We start from the raw sequence: 15,761 nt of genomic DNA, 5'->3' as shown, positions 1-15,761 counted from the left end.
CGCGATCGGGAGCGGCCTTACAGTGTGACAAGGGCGGCGCGTCAGCGCTCGCGCAGCGCCTTGCCCATGCGTTCGAAAGCTTCGCGAAGGATCGGCAGCGGGGTAGCGAAAATGAACCTTGCGAAGCCCTCGAACCCTTTGCCGCACGAGGCTCCGTCGGTCAGATGGACCTGTGCGTGTTCCTTGAAGAATTCGGCCGGGTTGTCGATCCCGTCCAGCCCGCGCATGTCGAGCCAGGCAACGTAGGTGCCCTCGGGCTGGCGGTAGCGGACACCGGGCAGATGCTGCGCGACAAGGTCGCTGATCGCGGCGCGGTTACGGTCGAGATAGGCCAGCACTTCGCCCAGCCAGCGCTCTCCGTCGCGATAGGCGGCGATATTGGACACCGCACCAAGGTTCGAGGTGCCATGCCCGGCGAAGAAGCCGATGCGGCTCCAGATTTCGCGGTCGGCATCGTTGCTGGTGATGACCTGCGCGCACTTCAGACCGGGCAGGTTCCACGCCTTCGAGGCTGAGGCCGCCGTGATCGTATGGCCGGCTGCGGTATCGTTGACCGAGGCATAGGGGATATGGGCATGACCATCGTAGACCAGCGGTGCCCAGATCTCGTCGGCGAACACCCGGCCATTGTTGCGTGCGACCACCTCGCTGACCGCAACCAGCTCCTCGCGCGAGAATACCCGGCCGAGCGGGTTGTAAGGGTTGCACAGCGCCAGCAGGTTCGCACCCTGATCGAAAGCCTTTTGCAAGCCGTCGAGATCGAAGGTGGCATATCCGTCGTCATGCACCGCCATCGGCACCTGAATGACCTTGCGGCCCTGCATCGGCGGGATCACGAGGAACGGCATATAGGCCGGGGTCGGGACGATTACCGGGCTATCGGGCGCGCTATGATGCTCGATCGCGAGTTGCAGCGCCTTGATCACGTCGGGCACATGGTGGACATCCGAGGCTGCGAACGACCAGCCGAAGCGGCGCGCGTAGAATTCGGCGGTGGCGTTCTGAAGCTCGTCGCGCAGCCGGCCAGGAAGATAGCCGAACGCGCCTTCGTCGACCGCTGCATGCAGGGCGGCCTTGATTTCCGGGGCGGTGTTGAAGTCCATCTCGGCGACGAAAGCGCCAATGGTCTCGTCATCGCCGCACCACTTGGTCGCTCCGCTCCGGTGCAGCTCGGTCAATGCGATGGCGTCGATAGCGGTCGTGAAATTGGTCAATGTATCGCGTCCCTTGCCCTTGTCGTCGGCTGGGCCTCATGCTGGCCCGCATCTGGCGGTCGGCGCGCGGGCGCCACGGCCATGACGTCATGGAATGATGGGGCAGGGATAGGTTGGGGAGGGAGCGATTGCCAGATTTACGGCATGCATCAACCTGATAACCTCTATCGAGCGTCTTCACATAAGAGGCGGCTTCGAAGCGATCAGCCGAGCCCGAATTTGACCGGGCGGTTCTGGAACAGGTCGCGGATGGCGTGGCGTGCCCAGGTGACGAAGGAATCGTTGTTGTAGCGCCGGTGCCAGTACTGGCTGATTTCGATATTGGGCAGGTAGAAGTCGGGCTCGATGATCTTCAGTTTGGCTGTCTTCTGGAAATACTCGGCGAGCGAGATCGGCACGGTCGAGATCAGGTGATCGTTGCGTTCGAGCACCAGCGGCACCGAGGCGAGGTGCGGCGTTTCGATGGTGGCCTTGCGGATCACGCCCTGGCCTTCGAACAGATTGGTCACCACGTTGCGCGCGCTTGGCTTGGTCCGCATTTGCACCGCGATGTGCTCGCTCTGCTGATACTGCTCGAAGTTCATCCGCTTGCGCACCCTGTGCTTGCTGGAGGCGATGATGACGAGGCGATCTTCGTAGAGCCGCTGGCACAGGATATCCGACGTCGAGCCCTGCATGTTGCCGACGTAGACATCGAGCTTGCCCGAAGCGAGCAGCGGCACGGCTTCCTCGGCGGAGCACGAGATCGAGGAGATGCGCAGGTGTGATCCAGCATCGCGGATATGCCGCGCCAGATCGGGCAGCATCACCATGTCGCCGGCATCGCCGAGCGCGACGCTCAGCGTGCGGTCGGAGGCGGCAGGATCGAAGGTTTGCCCCGAAAGCATGGTGAGCCGCGCGAGGCGCACGATCTCGGCCACGTAGCCCGAGAGTTGCGAGGCCTTCGGAGTAGGGGCCATGCCCTCACGCGCGCGGATGAACAGCTCGTCATCGAACAGGACGCGCAGCCGCTTGAGCGCGTGGCTGACCGCGCTCTGCGACATCTGCAATTCCTCCGCCGCGCGCGACACATTGGCGCAGCGAAACAAGGCATCGAGGATCACCAGGAGGTTGAGGTCGAGTTCGCGCAGCCGTTCCTTCATCTCTGGTCCTGCTTTGGCCTACGGGTGCTTCCAGGCGCACATATGGGGCGATTTGCTCGGATAGTCTGTCGCATTCGCCGACCGTTGAACAGGCCCCGGGCGGGGATATTGCGCCGGTGCAGCGCAACCGGACCTATCGGGCGCACTGGCAACAAGTACTTATTGGCGGCTTTGCCATACATCAAGGCGTGGGGCGCTTATCCTGCTATCTTGCACTCAATACTGGGTAAAATGGGATGATGGATGCCATGCTTGCTATTCGTAACCTTGGCTCTATCAGGCTGCCCCTATGAGCGAGGATGCGACAGTTTTGCCAGGGCCCGTGGGGCGATCGAACGCGACGCAGGACCGTGGGCCGCTGACTCGCCCGATCATCGTCAAGGCGGCGCTGGACTTGCTGGACGAGGTTGGCTTCGACAAGTTGACGACGCGGCGCATTGGCGATCAGCTCGGGGTCGAAGGGCCTGCTCTCTACCGGCACTTCCCCAGCAAGGCGGCGCTGCTCGATCACATGGCAGCGGCTCTGTTGCTGCCGGTTATCCGTCAACCGCGAGCCGATGAGCAGTGGGATGAGTGGTTGCGGGCGACCGCGCGGGCTTCCTTTGCCGCTGTGATGAGCCATCGCGATGGCGCCCGGCTTATTGCGGCATCGCTGCCGATCGAGCCGCTGGATCTGATCTCGAAGCCGCTGCAGGATGCCGGCTTCACCCATGATCGGGCGGTCTTCGCATCGAAGTTCATCACCCGCCTGATGGTTGGCTGGCAGCTGCACGAGGAAAGCGAGCGGCAGCGTGATGACCGCTCGCCCGAAGATTACAATCGCTGTGAAGCATTTGAATTCGCGCTCGACGTAATGATCGAAGGCTTGCGGCTGAAGCTCAATCAGGACAGCAGCGCCGACGCCTGAGTCCCCGGGCATATCTGCCCTGCCAAAATCGCTGACGACACCGCTATAGCGTGGCGTTCTGACGCGCCGCAGCTATTTTTGTAATGCGGTAATATTCTGAAAAACAAGGGTTATTGTGGGTCATCTGCATGGCTGTGCCATGTGGAGAAAAATTCCGTTTGACAGACATGTTATCGTTGATAACTCTATTGTTATCGCTGCTAACACAGATGCATGACAGGTGTGGCTGGCGGGGAGCTGGTGGCTCGTCTGGGGCGCCGGAGCATGAGGTGGGCTGCCATCGGGAGGTATCGTCTTGGCAACAGACATTTCCGCAATCGAACACGTGCCGGATGCGCAGGTGACGGACGCAATCGCGCAGCCCGAGCCGGGCCTGACGCCGTCTGACCTGCTACGACGAGCGCAGGACCTTCGCCCCCGGCTACGCGCTGCGGAAGAGGACTGCGAGCGGCAGGGGCGCGTTCCGCAGGACATCAACGACGAACTCGTTGCTGCCGGCTTCTATCGGATCATCCAGCTGGAGCGGTTTGGCGGCTACGAGTTCGATGTGGCGACCTACTATCGCGTGATGATGGAGCTGGCGCGCGGCAGCACGGAAATCGGCTGGGTTCTTGCTCTCGTGGCGGGGCAACCCGTTGTTCTTGGGAAGTTTTCCGAACAGGCGCAGCGTGAAGCCTATGGCGCGACTGGCGAGTTTCGTGCGGCGGGGTCTTTTGCGCCGCCGGGCAAGGCCATTCCGGTGCCGGGCGGCTACCGTGTCACCGCCGGATGGCGCAACGGGTCGGGCGTGGATATCGCCACCCACTTCATGCCGCTGGTGATGATACAGGGCGAGGGGGAACCGGTGCCTGCCCAGATCCTGGTGGATCGCAGCCAATACGAAATCGTCGATGACTGGGACGTTATCGGCATGCGCGGCACCGGCTCAAAGAAGGTGGTGGCCGAGGATATCTTCGTGCCCGAGCACCGGGTCATGCGTTGTCACGGCATGGCGCGCGGCGCGGAGCCCTTGAGCCTGAAGTGCACGACTTCGGATAACCCTATGTACTCCACCGCGATTTCACCGTTCCTGATCAGCCAGACGGCCTCGGTGGCGGTGGGGACGGCGCGCGCCGCGCTCGACCATTACGAGGACATTCTCTGGCACAAGAAGGCGTCCTATCCGCCCTATCTCGAGAAGTTCAACGACCCGATCCATCAGCGCAACTACGGCACTGCGGCGCGTCTGGTGGCCATGGCGGAATCTGCCCTGATCGGCGCCGGGCACGAGTTCATGGAATATGCCCGCCAGGAGCAGGAGGAGGGTATTCCCTTCGACGATGCCCGCTCGATCCGCCTGCGTGCCATCGCCGTGCAGAGCGCGCAGCTCGGCTGGGAGGCGTTCCAGATGATCTTCCACGCCGGCGGAACCTCGACAGCTGCGCGAGAGGGGCATCCGCTGACCCGCATCCTGCGCAATTTCGCGGTGCTGAAAACGCATGCCGTGCTTCAGCTCGAAGACGCGGCGGGCGTGATGGGCCGGGTTCAGTTCGGACTCGGACGTTGATCGCGAGATCAGTCAGCGTTTGCGCGCGGGTTGGCGGGGGGAGTTCGCAGCTATGAGTGATTTAGACATGAGGGCCGCTGCATCCGCTGATGATCTGGCCTATGCGACCGCAGGCGACCTCATTGCCATGCTGGGCACGCGCAAGATCGGTTCGGAGGAGCTGCTCCAGCTGTTTTTGGACCGATATGAGAGGCTGAATGCGCCGATCAATGCCATCGTCGCGCTTGATCTCGACCGGGCCTTCGATGCTGCCCGTGCTGCTGACAAGGCTCTATCCAGCGGTGGTTCGGCAGGGGCCCTTGCGGGTTTGCCTTTCACGGTAAAGGAAACCTACAGCGCAATCGGAATGCGCACCAGCTGCGGGTTGCCGCCGCTTGCCGACAACATTTCGTCCGAAGATGCTGTTGCGGTCGGGCGATTGCGTGCGGCGGGCGGGGTCATCTTCGGCAAGACCAATATCCCCATCGCCGGTGCCGATCACCAGACCGACAATCCGATCTATGGCCTGACGCGCAACCCGTGGTCGCTGGACCTCACCGTGGGCGGCTCCTCGGGCGGGGCGGCGGCGGCGCTTAGTGCGGGCCTAACCCCGCTGGAACTGGGCAGCGACATAGGAGGGTCGATCCGCATCCCGGCGCATATGTGCGGCGTATTCGGGCACAAGTCGAGCTACGGCCTTGTGCCCACCCGAGGGCACGTGCCGCCGATGCCGGGAGTGATGGAAGAGCCGCAGCTGGCCGTTGCCGGTCCGATGGCACGCAGCGCTTGCGATCTGGAGCTGGCGCTCGATATCCTGACCGCGCCGGGTCCGGAAAGGGTGCCTGCCTTTTCCACCACCGTGGCACCGTCGCGGCATGAAAAGCTGTCCGACTTCCGCGTCGCACTGTGGAGCGAGGATCTGCCCTATGCGGCCACGTCCGAAACGCAGGAGGCAATCGCCCGGCTCGCCGGCGAGCTGCGCGCGCAAGGGGCCAAGGTCAGCGAGACCGCGAGGCCCGACTTCGATCCGCAGGCTGCGCTCGAAACCTATGTGAACATGCTGTTCTCGATCGTTCTCGGGGGGCAGGACTTCGAGCTTACGGCAGAAGATCTTGCCAACCTGCCGGAAGACGCCCTGACGTTCGGCAGAATTCTCGAAGGCTGTGCGAAACCCGATCCGCTCAGGTGGGGCAGGCTGGAAGAAGCGCGGGCCAGGCTCTGCGACGGCTGGGCGCGTTTTTTCCGCGAATGGGATGCCATGGTCTGCCCGGTCTTCCCCTCGGCAGCTTTCCCGCACGACCTCTCGGGCGAGGGCATGAAGGCCCAGCTCTATCGTCGCCGTCAGGTGGATGATCGCGACGTGGTCTATCTCTCGCAGCTGTCTTGGCCCGGCCTTGCCACTGTCGCGAACCTGCCCTCGACGGTGATTCCCGCGCCGCGCCGGGAAGGGCAGGTGCCGCTGGGCCTGCAACTTATCGGCCCGGCGATGGAGGATCGCACCACCATCCGGCTCGCGGCGCTGATCGAACGGCGGCTGGGCTATGTGGCGGCGCGTCCGCCTCTCGAAAAGACACTTGGGTGAACCTCTGCAGCGCCTTGCGCGGTTGCGGCCGTGGCAGCGCTTTGAACGAATGGAAGGACTGTTCTGATGGCGACGAAGCTGATGGAGCCTGTGAGGAAACCAAAGGCGATACCGCAGCCGGAACCCGGTCTGACGCCGGAAATTCTGCTGGAGCGGGCAAGGGCGATGCGGCCGAAGTTGCGCGCGGCCCAGGCCGACTGCGAGGCGGGTGGATGCGTTACGCCGGAAATCGCCGCGGAGCTGATTGCCGGAGGGTTCTTCCGGATGGTGCAGCCGCGCATTTTCGGTGGCTACGAATTCGGTATCGACGACTTCTACAAGGTCATCATCGAGATCGCGCGGGGCTGTAGCGAAACGGGCTGGGTGACGTCGCTCGTTGGCGGGCATCCGGTGGTGCTGGCGCGCTATCCGGCTTCGACGCAGATCGAAGTCTTCGGGGAAGCGGGCGACTTCCGCTGCCCCGGCGCCTTGACCCCGCTGGGCACGGCGGTCCCCGTTGAGGGGGGATACCGGGTATCGAACCACTGGGTTTCCGCTTCCGGCATCGACATTGGCACCCACTTCATGGGGCTGGCGAGGGTCGAAGGTGAGGATGGCGGGTTGATCCAGGCCATCGTCGACATGAAGGACTGCACGATCGTGGACGACTGGTCCGTGATGGGGATGCGGGGCACCGGGTCCAAGCGCGTCGATGTCGAAGATGTCTTCGTGCCGAGCGAGCGCGTGCTTCGCGTGTCCGGCATGGAGCGCGGCGCCGAGCCGCTCGTGACCGAAGTTCCCTTGCATGAGAACCCGATGTACTGGGGGCTTATCGGCCCGTTCCTGATCGGGGAAACCGCTGCCGTGGCAGTGGGCGCGGCGCGCGGTGCGCTCGATCTGTTCGAGGAGATCCTTCGCAGCAAGAAGTCGAAAGCGCCGCCATTCAGGCAGATGTGCCACGACCCGGTGGCGCAACTGCAATACGGGCAGGCGCTGTCACTGATCTCCACCGCCGAAGCGGCTCTCGTGCGCTCGGGCGAAGAGTACATGGGCTATGCAAGGCAGTGGAAGGAGGAGGGCATCCCCTTCGACGATGTGAAACGCATGCGGCTCAACCAGATTGCGCAGCGCTGCGTGCAAATGGCGTGGGAGGCAATCGACCTGCTGTTCCGTGCCGCCGGCACGTCGGCATCGGCCAAGGCGGGCACGCCCATGGGCCGTTTCCTGCGCAACGTCGCCGTGCTGCGGACCCATCCTGTCCTGCAAAGCGAGCAGGGCAGTGTCGCTGCCGCCATGGCGGCCTTCCAGAACGGCTGATCTCGCCAGCAACGCCCCAGCCCCTCTGCAGGAGATATGAGCATGGCCAAAACGGTACTCGTCACCGGCGCATCGTCAGGATTTGGCAAGGCAATTGCCCAGAGGTTTCTCGCTGCGGGCTGGAACGTGGTGGCGAGCATGCGCCGCCCTGACCCGGCGCTGTTCGAAGCGCATGCGCGTTTGCGGCTGGTGCAACTCGACGTGACCGATCAGGCCAGCATCGACACTGCGGTGGTGCAGGCGCAGCAGGCCTTCGGCGGCATCGATGTGCTGGTGAACAACGCCGGGATCGGGGCCATGTCGGCTATCGAGTTTACCCCCGACGCGCTGATACACGACATCTTCTCGGCCAATCTGTTCGGCACCATGGCCATGTGCCGTGCCGTCATTCCCGTGATGAGGGAAAGCGGCGGGGGCGCGATCCTCAATATGACATCGAGCATGGCGATTGCGCCGATGCCGTTCATGTCGGTCTATGGCGCGAGCAAGTGGGCGATCGAGGGCTTTTCCGAAGCGCTGGCCTATGAGGTGCGGCCGTTCGGCATCACAGTGCGGTTGCTGGAGCCGGGCCTCGCGCCCGATACCCGCTTCGGCGAGAGCGCGCAGGATCGTGCCGGCGGTCTGACGCCCGCGCCCTACGACAAGGGAGTGGCGGCCTTTCAGGCATCCATGCGGGCCAACTATCCGTCCGACCTTACCACCATCGAGGAAACTGCCGAGGCCACCTTGGCGGCGGCATGCGACACGAGTGATCGCCTGCGCTACCCCATCGGCGGTGATACGCAGGCCATTCTCGCCAAGCGGCGCAGCCTGCCGGAGGATGCGTTCTTCGCCTGGATGCGCAGCAGTTTTGCAGGCGAGGCGGCACAGTGAGCACAGGGGCTCTGCAAACGTCTTCTTCGCTGGAGGCATTGTTGCCCGCCTTGGGCAAGGCAGACAGTCACATTGTCGGCGAAGACCTGGTGCGTGACGTGCTGCGCAGCCGGTTCGGGTTCGGCGGAGCCTTTAGCGCTCTTAGTGCAGAGCGTGACCAGAACTATCGGGTCAGCGACACCGCTGGAAAGTCGCTGGTCTTTAAAATCTTCGGTGCCGCGCAGCCGCCCCAAGAAGCCGAGTTGCTGGCTGCGGTGCTTGCCTATCTGGAGCAGCGCGCGCCGGGCCTGCCGGTGCCGCGGTTGGCGGCCAATGCGGCAGGTCAAGCGATCACGCATTTCGTCGACGAGGCGGGGCGGGAGCGGGCGGCCATCGCCTATAGCTTCCTGGACGGCGTGCCGGCCTTCAGTGCCGAGCGCAGCCCGCGCCAGCATCGCCATTGTGGCACTTTGTTGGGGGAGCTGGCCATTGCTCTGGAGGGCTTCTCGCACCCTTACATGCATCGCCCGCTGATCTGGGACCTGCGGCATCTGCTGGAGCTTCGGTTGCTGATGCCGCAGATCCAGACGCTGCATTTTGCCGATTTCGTCGAGAGCTTTCTGGAGCGCTATTCCAGGAGCGTGTCGCCGCGTCTGGCACAGTTGCCCCGACGCTTTGTGCACAACGACATGAATGGCGGGAACATCATTGTCGACCCGGACGATCCGGCGCGGATCACTGGTATCATCGACTTTGGCGATGCCATCCACACCTATCGGATCGCCGACGTTGCGGTTGGCGTAGTCGGACAGCTCTCTACGGCCGAGTCCGCGCCTGACGCCATGCATGAATTTGTTACGGCATACAGGAAGAAAAATCCGCTCGACGAGCACGAAGTTGCGCTCCTGCCGTGGTTGGTCGCGGGGCGAATCGTGCAAAATCTGATCCTGACCAGCTGGTATCGCCAGCAGAATCCCGATGGAGCCCACTTCGCGGCATTCGGGCGAGAATTCTTCGAATGGCGAATCGTCTTCGCGCAAGGCCTTGCCTTGCAGGCTGATGGTGATTTTTTGATTTAAAAATCAATCGTATAGCTAATTTTTCGAGAAAATACGTCTGTTGCAGAAAATAAACACTGATGGTCAAATTAGTGTCTTGTTGCCAAAAAAATACGCGTTATCGTTGATAACTCGCACGGGATGAGCCGGGTTGGGCCAGCCGTTCCGCGATAGTTGACCCAGCGACCTAAAGGGGGGTTCATGTTCCATTTTCAGCATAAGGGCTTTCGCTTATCCCGTAACAATCTTGCTCTGGCCACGGCGATTTCGTCGGTGTTGTGCAGCGGCCAGGTCTTGGCGCAGGACAGCGCGCAGAGTGCGTCGGCAGACAATCAGGCCAGCACCATCATCGTTACCGCCACGATGCGCAGCGAAAATTTGCAGGACACGCCGATCGCCATCACTGCAGTGACCGGCGAAATGCTTGAGGCACGCAGTCAGACCAGCGTTTACGAGATCGCCCGTCAGGCTCCGAACGTGACATTGGCCCCGCAAGGTCAGGGCTATGGTTCGACCATGCTCGCCTTCATCCGCGGCGTGGGCCAGTCGGACTTCATTCCCGCGCTGGAGCCCGGTGTCGGCATCTACGTCGACGACGTGTATTATTCGACCATTACCGGCTCGCTGGTGGATTTGCTGGATATTGGCCGTGTCGAAGTGCTGCGGGGCCCACAAGGGACGCTGGCCGGACGCAACTCTATCGGCGGTGCGGTCAAGATATTCTCGAACAAGCCGACAGGCGACGGGTCCGGGCTGGTATCGGTCACGGTCGGCTCGCAGAACCGGCTTGACGGCAGGGCGATGGCCGACTTCGCCGTCACCGACGCGCTGGCGGCACGTGTGTCTGTCGTCTCGAAGAACAGCGACGGTTTTATCAAGCGGATGGACTATGCCTGCACCCATCCGGGGTCGGGCGTGCCCGCCAGCGCCACGCTGAACGGTGGGTGCGAGCTGGGCACACTGGGCGGCAAGTCGCTAGTTGCGGGGCGGCTCTATCTCAACTGGGAGCCGGCCTCGGACCTTGAGATCGGCCTGATTGGCGACATCACCCGCGACAAGTCGGAAGCTGGCGGGGACGTGCTGCGCTATGCCAACAACCCGCGGCTGACGATCGACGATGGCAACCCGGCAACGGCGCCCGTGCCCTATGACTGCCGCTTCGTGCCCTATGGCGTGAACTCCTGCGACAGCGCCGGGCCGCAGCCGTACTGGACCTACTCGACCTTCAGCGATACGCGTCAGCCCACTGCGCAAGATCCCTTCACACCGTTCAGCATTCCGATTATTTCGCACCTCGATTCCTACGGGTTGTCGGGTAATATTACCTGGCGGGCTAACGAGAATCTGGAGCTGAAATCGGTTACCGCATACCGCGCGTACAAGGCGAGCTTTGCAGAAGATGCCGACGGCTCACCGATCCAGAACCAGATTGCGTTGCAGACCATGGACAACTGGCAGTTCACACAGGAACTGCGGGCCAGCGCATCGTTTCTCGACCAGCGGCTCAACCTCACGGCTGGCGGATTTTACTTCAAAGGCACGACCACCTTCTCCGGCCGCTTCGATCTGACCTATGCCGGTCTGAATTTCCTGCACGGCCCGGAAGATAGCGACAGCAACTCCAAAGCGCTGTTCCTGAACGGTGATTTCAAGCTTACCGAAAGTTTGCGTGTTTCAGCCGGTGTCCGCCAGTCATGGGACGAGAAGGGGCAGGAGTATTTCCGCCGCAATCCGGATGGTACGGTGCCCGGCACGCCCTGCCTGCCGGGCCTCGCGCCGTTCGATCCCGCAAACGCACCCAACTGTTCGCAGGTCGGTCTCAATGGCTTGACCGACCAGTACAAAGGGGACCGGTTCGACTGGCGTGTGGCTGTCGATTACCGCTTCTCCGATGCAGTGCTCGCCTATGGCCAGATCGGTACGGGGTATCGTGCGGGTGGGGTGAACCCTCGCCCCTTCTTCGCCCCCGGAACGGTCCTGCCGGTGGCGAATGGCCAGATCGACCCGGTCAACGGTGTTCCGCAGGATGTCGGGCAGCTGTCCTCCTTCGCACCGGAGACCATCACGTCCTACGAAGTGGGGCTGAAAACCGATCTTCTCGACAGGAGGTTGCGGGTCAATCTCGCTGCATTCGCCAATGATTATAAAGACATCATTGTAAACTTGCTTGCCTGTCCGATCACACCCTGTTTTCAACCGAATAACGGCGGCACGGCGAGGGTGCGCGGATTGGAAGCGGAACTGTTCATTTTCCCGGCAGACAGTCTGTCGGTCGACTTTTCCGGCAGCTATCTCGATTTCAAGTACCGGAATGTCGCTCCGGGGTCTGGCATTACGCTGGATATGGTCACCCCGTTTACGCCTGAATGGAAGGCGAGCGCCGGGCTCCAGTACGATGTCTTCGATGGCGATGCCGGTCTGCTGAGCCTGCGGTTGGACGGTTCCTATCAAAGCGAGGTTTACACCGAGGCGGTCAACGGGCCCAACAACCGGATCGACGAGTACTTCCTCGCCAACGCGCGGCTGACCTGGGCCAGTGCTGCTCGGGATTGGAAGGTCTCGCTGGAGGTCACCAACCTCGGCGACAAATACTACGAGAACACGCGTTTCGACCAGTCGATGCAGTCGGGCACGGTTTCCGTCAGCCCGGGCGCGCCGCGGCAATGGGCGGTCACGCTGAACCGCGAGTTCTGAGCCCATGCACTCCACCCACGGCGCAAGTGGGTGGAGTGCTCTTCCCGGAGGCCGCCGAAGGCATCCGGTGCGTCACCAGCATGTGCGGAGATGAGTTTTGCAAAACGAGATAACCGATAGCGAACTGTTGCAGGCACGGCGCGACGCGGTGCTTTCGCCCAGCTACCGCCTGTTTTACGAACATCCCATCCATGTCGTGCGGGGCGAGGGCGTGTGGCTCCACGATGCGCAGGGGCGCAAATATCTGGATGCCTACAATAACGTGCCGGTGGCGGGACACTGCCACCCCTATATCGTCGAACGCACCGTAGAGCAGGCGCGCAAGCTGAACACCCACACCCGCTATCTGACCGACAAGCCGGTCGAGCTTGCCGAACGGCTGCTTGCTACCATGCCCTCGGATATGGGGTCGGTGATCCTGACCAATTCGGGCAGCGAGGCCAACGATCTGGCGATCCGCATTGCCCGGATGCTGACCGGCGGCACGGGCGTGATCGTGACCGACTGTGCCTATCACGGCACGACCGATCTGCTGCAAGGCATGTCGCCAGTCACCGGCTTGCCGACCGGGCGTGACGTCTTCACCATCCAGGTGCCGCTGGAGATGCAGGACGAGCAGGAATTTGGCCGGCTGGTGCGCGAATGCCTCGATCGGATGCAGGCGCAAGGCGTGAAGCCGGCGGCCTTGCTGGTCGACACGATCTTCGGCAGCGACGGAGCGATTTCTGATCCGGCGGGCTTCCTCAAGCCTGCCCTGGAAGAAATTCATGCCGCGGGCGCAATGTTCATCGCCGACGAGGTGCAGCCGGGCTTTGGGCGCACCGGCGGCGGGATGTGGGGCTTTTCGCGCCACGGCATCGTTCCCGACTTCGTGACGATGGGTAAGCCGATGGGCAACGGCCACCCGGTCGCCGCGCTCGTCACCAAGCGTTCGATTGCCGAGGCATTCCGCAGTCACCAGCGCTATTTCAACACTTTCGGCGGAAACACTGTTTCGTCCGCTGCCGCGCTCGCCACACTGGATGTCATCGAGCAGGAAGGGCTGGTGCAGAATGCCCGCGAGACCGGGGCCTACCTGCGTCTCGGGCTGGAGGCGCTGGCCCGGGACCACGACAGCATCACAGCACTGCGCGGCAGCGGCCTGTTTCAGGGCGTCCAGACCCCGTCGGGAGAGGTCGCCGCGCGCATCGTCAACGCGATGCGCGATAAGGGTGTTCTGATCGGCGCTGCCGGACGGGGCAATGCTGCGCTCAAGGTCCGTCCGCCGCTGCCGGTGAAGCGCAGCGAAGTGGATTTCCTGTTGGACGTCCTCGCGCAGGTTCTGCGCTCCGAAGCAGGCCGCTGACGCGCCATTCTACGCGGCTTCCTGCCAACCAGAATTCACAATTCAAACAGAAGGAAAGTTCATGCAAATTCTCAAGATCGATAGCTCTACGTCCGGCCCGGCTTCGGTAAGCCGCGAACTGACCGAAGCAGCGGTCGAGCATTTCCGGGCCAAGCATCCCGAGGCCAGGGTGGTCTATCGCGACCTTGCGGTGGCTCCTCTGCCGCATATGGACGAGGTTGCCACCGGCGCCTTGCGCGCACCGCCCGAAATGCAGACGGATGACATGAAGGCTGCGGTGCCGGCGGAACGGGAAGTGTTCGACGAGTTCACCTCATCCGACATCGTTGTGATCGGCGCGCCGATGTACAATTTCTCCGTCCCCTCGCAGCTCAAGGCCTGGCTCGACCGGTTGGCGATCCCCGGCTTGTCGTTCAGCTATTCCGAAGCGGGCCCGCAGGGGCTGGCTGGTGGCCGCCGCGTGATCGTGGTTTCGGCTCAGGGCGGCATGTACGAAGCGGGCGATCCCGCGGAGCATCAGGAGAGCATGCTGAAGGTGTTCTTCGCACTGATCGGCATTCCCGACATCGAAATCATCCGCGCGGACAAGACCGGCTTCGGCCCGGAAATGCGCGAGGCCGCGATTGCCGAGGCCAAGGCGGAGATCGCCAAACTCTGATCGACCCCATCCGGATTGGCACCGCGCTTCGCTCTTCGAGCAGGGGTGGGCGCGGTGCATGCCCCCGACTGTGCAGGATACCGCCATGCCCGCCGAACCGTTCCTCATGTCGGCATCTCCTCACGATCGGGCGGAGGATAACGGAGCGGACTGGCCCTCGCGCGGGGCAGCCTACTTTGCGCTTGCGATGATCGTTGCGGCCACTGCGCTCAACTTCCTCAACGCATCGGTATTCTCGGTGGTTACCGAAAGGATCAAGATCGATCTGGAACTGACCGATGAGCAGCTTGGCTGGCTGATCGGTCCGGGCACGATCCTGATCTATGTGCTGGTCGGCATCCCCCTCGCGCGGCTGGTCGACCTCTATTCGCGCAAGCATGTGCTGGCATACGGGTTGCTGTTCAGCAGCGTCACATCGGCGCTCGGGGGGCTGGCGCAGAGTTTCTCGGCGCTGTTTGCCACGCGGATGCTGGTGGGGGTGGGAACCTCGGCCCATGCGCCGGGCTCCTACTCGCTGATTGCTGACCTGTTCCCGCCCCGGCTGGTGCCGCGCGCGATTGCGTTCTTCCAGATCGGCTTCGTTGCAGGGACAACGCTGGGGCTGGCCGCGGGCGGCTATCTGCTCGCCGTCGCCCTCGATTGGGGGCCGATCAGCTTTTTCGGGCTGGAGATAAGGGCATGGCAATGGGCGATGATCATCGCTGCAGCACCGGGGTTGCCGATTGCCATCGGGTTGCTCGCCATCCGTGAACCGGCGCGCAAGGGTGAGGTGGAGAGCCATGCCGCCCCAACCTTGATCGAGGTGGTAAAGGAGATGTGGCATCGCCGCCGGGTCTACTTTCCGTTGCTGCTGGGGGTGGTGTTCTGTGCGCTGGAATCGCTCAGTCTGCACAACTGGCGCTCGCCCTTCATGATCCGCACCTATGGCTGGAGCGAGGCCGAGATCGGCGCATTCCTCGCGCCTATCCTGTTCGTAACATCAATTGCGGGTGCCTTTATCGGCATGCGGCTCACCGAATGGCTGAGCCGCAAATATGCCGACGCGCATGTCCGCGCGATGGGCATACTGTTTGCTCTGGCCGCGCCTGCGGCAATCCTCTCGACGATTATGCCCAACGGAGAGCTGGCGCTGATCATGATGGCGCTGAGCGCGATGTTCGCGCTTGCTGCCGGAGTGCCGCAGAACGCGGCGTTTCAGCTCATCACCCCCAACGAAATGCGAGGGCAGGTGACGGCGATCTATGTCTTCCTGTTCACGGTGACTGGCGCTCTGGGTACGCTGGGTATCGCTCTCATCACCAAGTATGTGGTCGGGGATGAAAGCCGTTTATGGGAAGCGCTCGCCATCACCGCGACGCTGCTGGTGCCCTTCGCGGTCCTCTGCATCGCGCTGGGCTTGCGCCCTTATGGCGAGGAAGTGCAGCGCAAAAGGCTGCTCGACGGCGGGATCGCAGTGGCGGCCTGATCGGGCGCGGCAGTAAGCCGCCC

Annotated in this window: 12 protein-coding genes; 10 read left to right on the top strand and 2 right to left on the bottom strand. The window is 62.8% G+C overall.

The annotated features are described in order from the left end of the window. Window positions 1-41: 41 nt before the first annotated feature. A complete protein-coding gene (locus D2V17_RS15000) occupies window positions 42-1,214 on the bottom strand; it encodes a MalY/PatB family protein (RefSeq protein WP_119593613.1) in 1,173 nt (390 codons plus the stop codon). 203 nt (window positions 1,215-1,417) lie between these two features. After that, window positions 1,418-2,356, bottom strand: a complete 939-nt coding sequence (locus D2V17_RS14995) for a LysR family transcriptional regulator (protein WP_119593612.1) — start codon at window positions 2,354-2,356, stop codon at window positions 1,418-1,420. Window positions 2,357-2,645: 289 nt separating this feature from the next. On the opposite strand from D2V17_RS14995, the gene D2V17_RS14990 reads away from it, so the two are divergent. From D2V17_RS14990 to D2V17_RS14945, 10 genes are all read left to right on the top strand, one after another. Then, window positions 2,646-3,263, top strand: a complete 618-nt coding sequence (locus tag D2V17_RS14990; RefSeq protein ID WP_119593611.1) for a TetR family transcriptional regulator — start codon at window positions 2,646-2,648, stop codon at window positions 3,261-3,263. A 295-nt stretch (window positions 3,264-3,558) separates the two neighbouring features. Then, window positions 3,559-4,809, top strand: a complete 1,251-nt coding sequence (locus D2V17_RS14985) for an acyl-CoA dehydrogenase family protein (protein ID WP_119593610.1) — start codon at window positions 3,559-3,561, stop codon at window positions 4,807-4,809. Window positions 4,810-4,861: 52 nt separating this feature from the next. Further along, window positions 4,862-6,370, top strand: coding sequence for an amidase (locus D2V17_RS14980; protein WP_119593609.1), 1,509 nt, complete (start codon window positions 4,862-4,864; stop codon window positions 6,368-6,370). A gap of 66 nt (window positions 6,371-6,436) precedes the next feature. Beyond that, window positions 6,437-7,666: an acyl-CoA dehydrogenase family protein gene (locus D2V17_RS14975; protein WP_119593608.1), complete on the top strand. Its 1,230-nt coding sequence runs from the start codon at window positions 6,437-6,439 to the stop codon at window positions 7,664-7,666. Window positions 7,667-7,708: 42 nt separating this feature from the next. After that, window positions 7,709-8,539, top strand: coding sequence for an SDR family oxidoreductase (locus D2V17_RS14970; RefSeq protein ID WP_119593607.1), 831 nt, complete (start codon window positions 7,709-7,711; stop codon window positions 8,537-8,539). Continuing rightward, window positions 8,536-9,597: a phosphotransferase gene (locus D2V17_RS14965; protein WP_191229217.1), complete on the top strand. Its 1,062-nt coding sequence runs from the start codon at window positions 8,536-8,538 to the stop codon at window positions 9,595-9,597. The genes D2V17_RS14970 and D2V17_RS14965 overlap by 4 nt, the downstream gene beginning before the upstream one ends. A 180-nt stretch (window positions 9,598-9,777) precedes the next feature. Beyond that, window positions 9,778-12,270 carry a TonB-dependent receptor gene (locus D2V17_RS14960; protein ID WP_119593605.1) on the top strand — a complete coding sequence of 831 codons (2,493 nt, stop codon included), beginning with the start codon at window positions 9,778-9,780 and terminating at the stop codon, window positions 12,268-12,270. A gap of 97 nt (window positions 12,271-12,367) precedes the next feature. Continuing rightward, the gene (locus tag D2V17_RS14955) at window positions 12,368-13,615 is read left to right on the top strand and encodes an aspartate aminotransferase family protein (protein ID WP_119593604.1); all 1,248 of its coding nucleotides are present in this window, start codon (window positions 12,368-12,370) and stop codon (window positions 13,613-13,615) included. A 61-nt stretch (window positions 13,616-13,676) separates the two neighbouring features. Then, on the top strand, window positions 13,677-14,273 hold the full coding sequence (locus tag D2V17_RS14950; RefSeq protein ID WP_119593603.1) for an FMN-dependent NADH-azoreductase: 597 nt from the start codon (window positions 13,677-13,679) through the stop codon (window positions 14,271-14,273). Between the two features lie 58 nt (window positions 14,274-14,331). Next, window positions 14,332-15,738: an MFS transporter gene (locus D2V17_RS14945; protein WP_119593602.1), complete on the top strand. Its 1,407-nt coding sequence runs from the start codon at window positions 14,332-14,334 to the stop codon at window positions 15,736-15,738. Window positions 15,739-15,761 lie beyond the last annotated feature (23 nt).

Origin of the sequence: Aurantiacibacter xanthus (genome assembly GCF_003584015.1) — a bacterium.
In the GTDB taxonomy this organism is placed as follows: Bacteria; Pseudomonadota; Alphaproteobacteria; order Sphingomonadales; family Sphingomonadaceae; genus Alteraurantiacibacter; species Alteraurantiacibacter xanthus.
Note: the sequence above shows the minus strand (reverse complement) of the source record. Positions and strands in the feature narration are given on the sequence as shown.

Coding starts and splice junctions, on each gene's coding strand:
- D2V17_RS14980 (WP_119593609.1), top strand. CDS start 4,862: ATGAGTGATTTAGACATGAGGGCCGCTGCATCCGCTGATGATCTGGCC.
- D2V17_RS14995 (WP_119593612.1), bottom strand. CDS start 2,356: ATGAAGGAACGGCTGCGCGAACTCGACCTCAACCTCCTGGTGATCCTC.
- D2V17_RS14975 (WP_119593608.1), top strand. CDS start 6,437: ATGGCGACGAAGCTGATGGAGCCTGTGAGGAAACCAAAGGCGATACCG.
- D2V17_RS14960 (WP_119593605.1), top strand. CDS start 9,778: ATGTTCCATTTTCAGCATAAGGGCTTTCGCTTATCCCGTAACAATCTT.
- D2V17_RS14990 (WP_119593611.1), top strand. CDS start 2,646: ATGAGCGAGGATGCGACAGTTTTGCCAGGGCCCGTGGGGCGATCGAAC.
- D2V17_RS14950 (WP_119593603.1), top strand. CDS start 13,677: ATGCAAATTCTCAAGATCGATAGCTCTACGTCCGGCCCGGCTTCGGTA.
- D2V17_RS14945 (WP_119593602.1), top strand. CDS start 14,332: ATGCCCCCGACTGTGCAGGATACCGCCATGCCCGCCGAACCGTTCCTC.
- D2V17_RS14970 (WP_119593607.1), top strand. CDS start 7,709: ATGGCCAAAACGGTACTCGTCACCGGCGCATCGTCAGGATTTGGCAAG.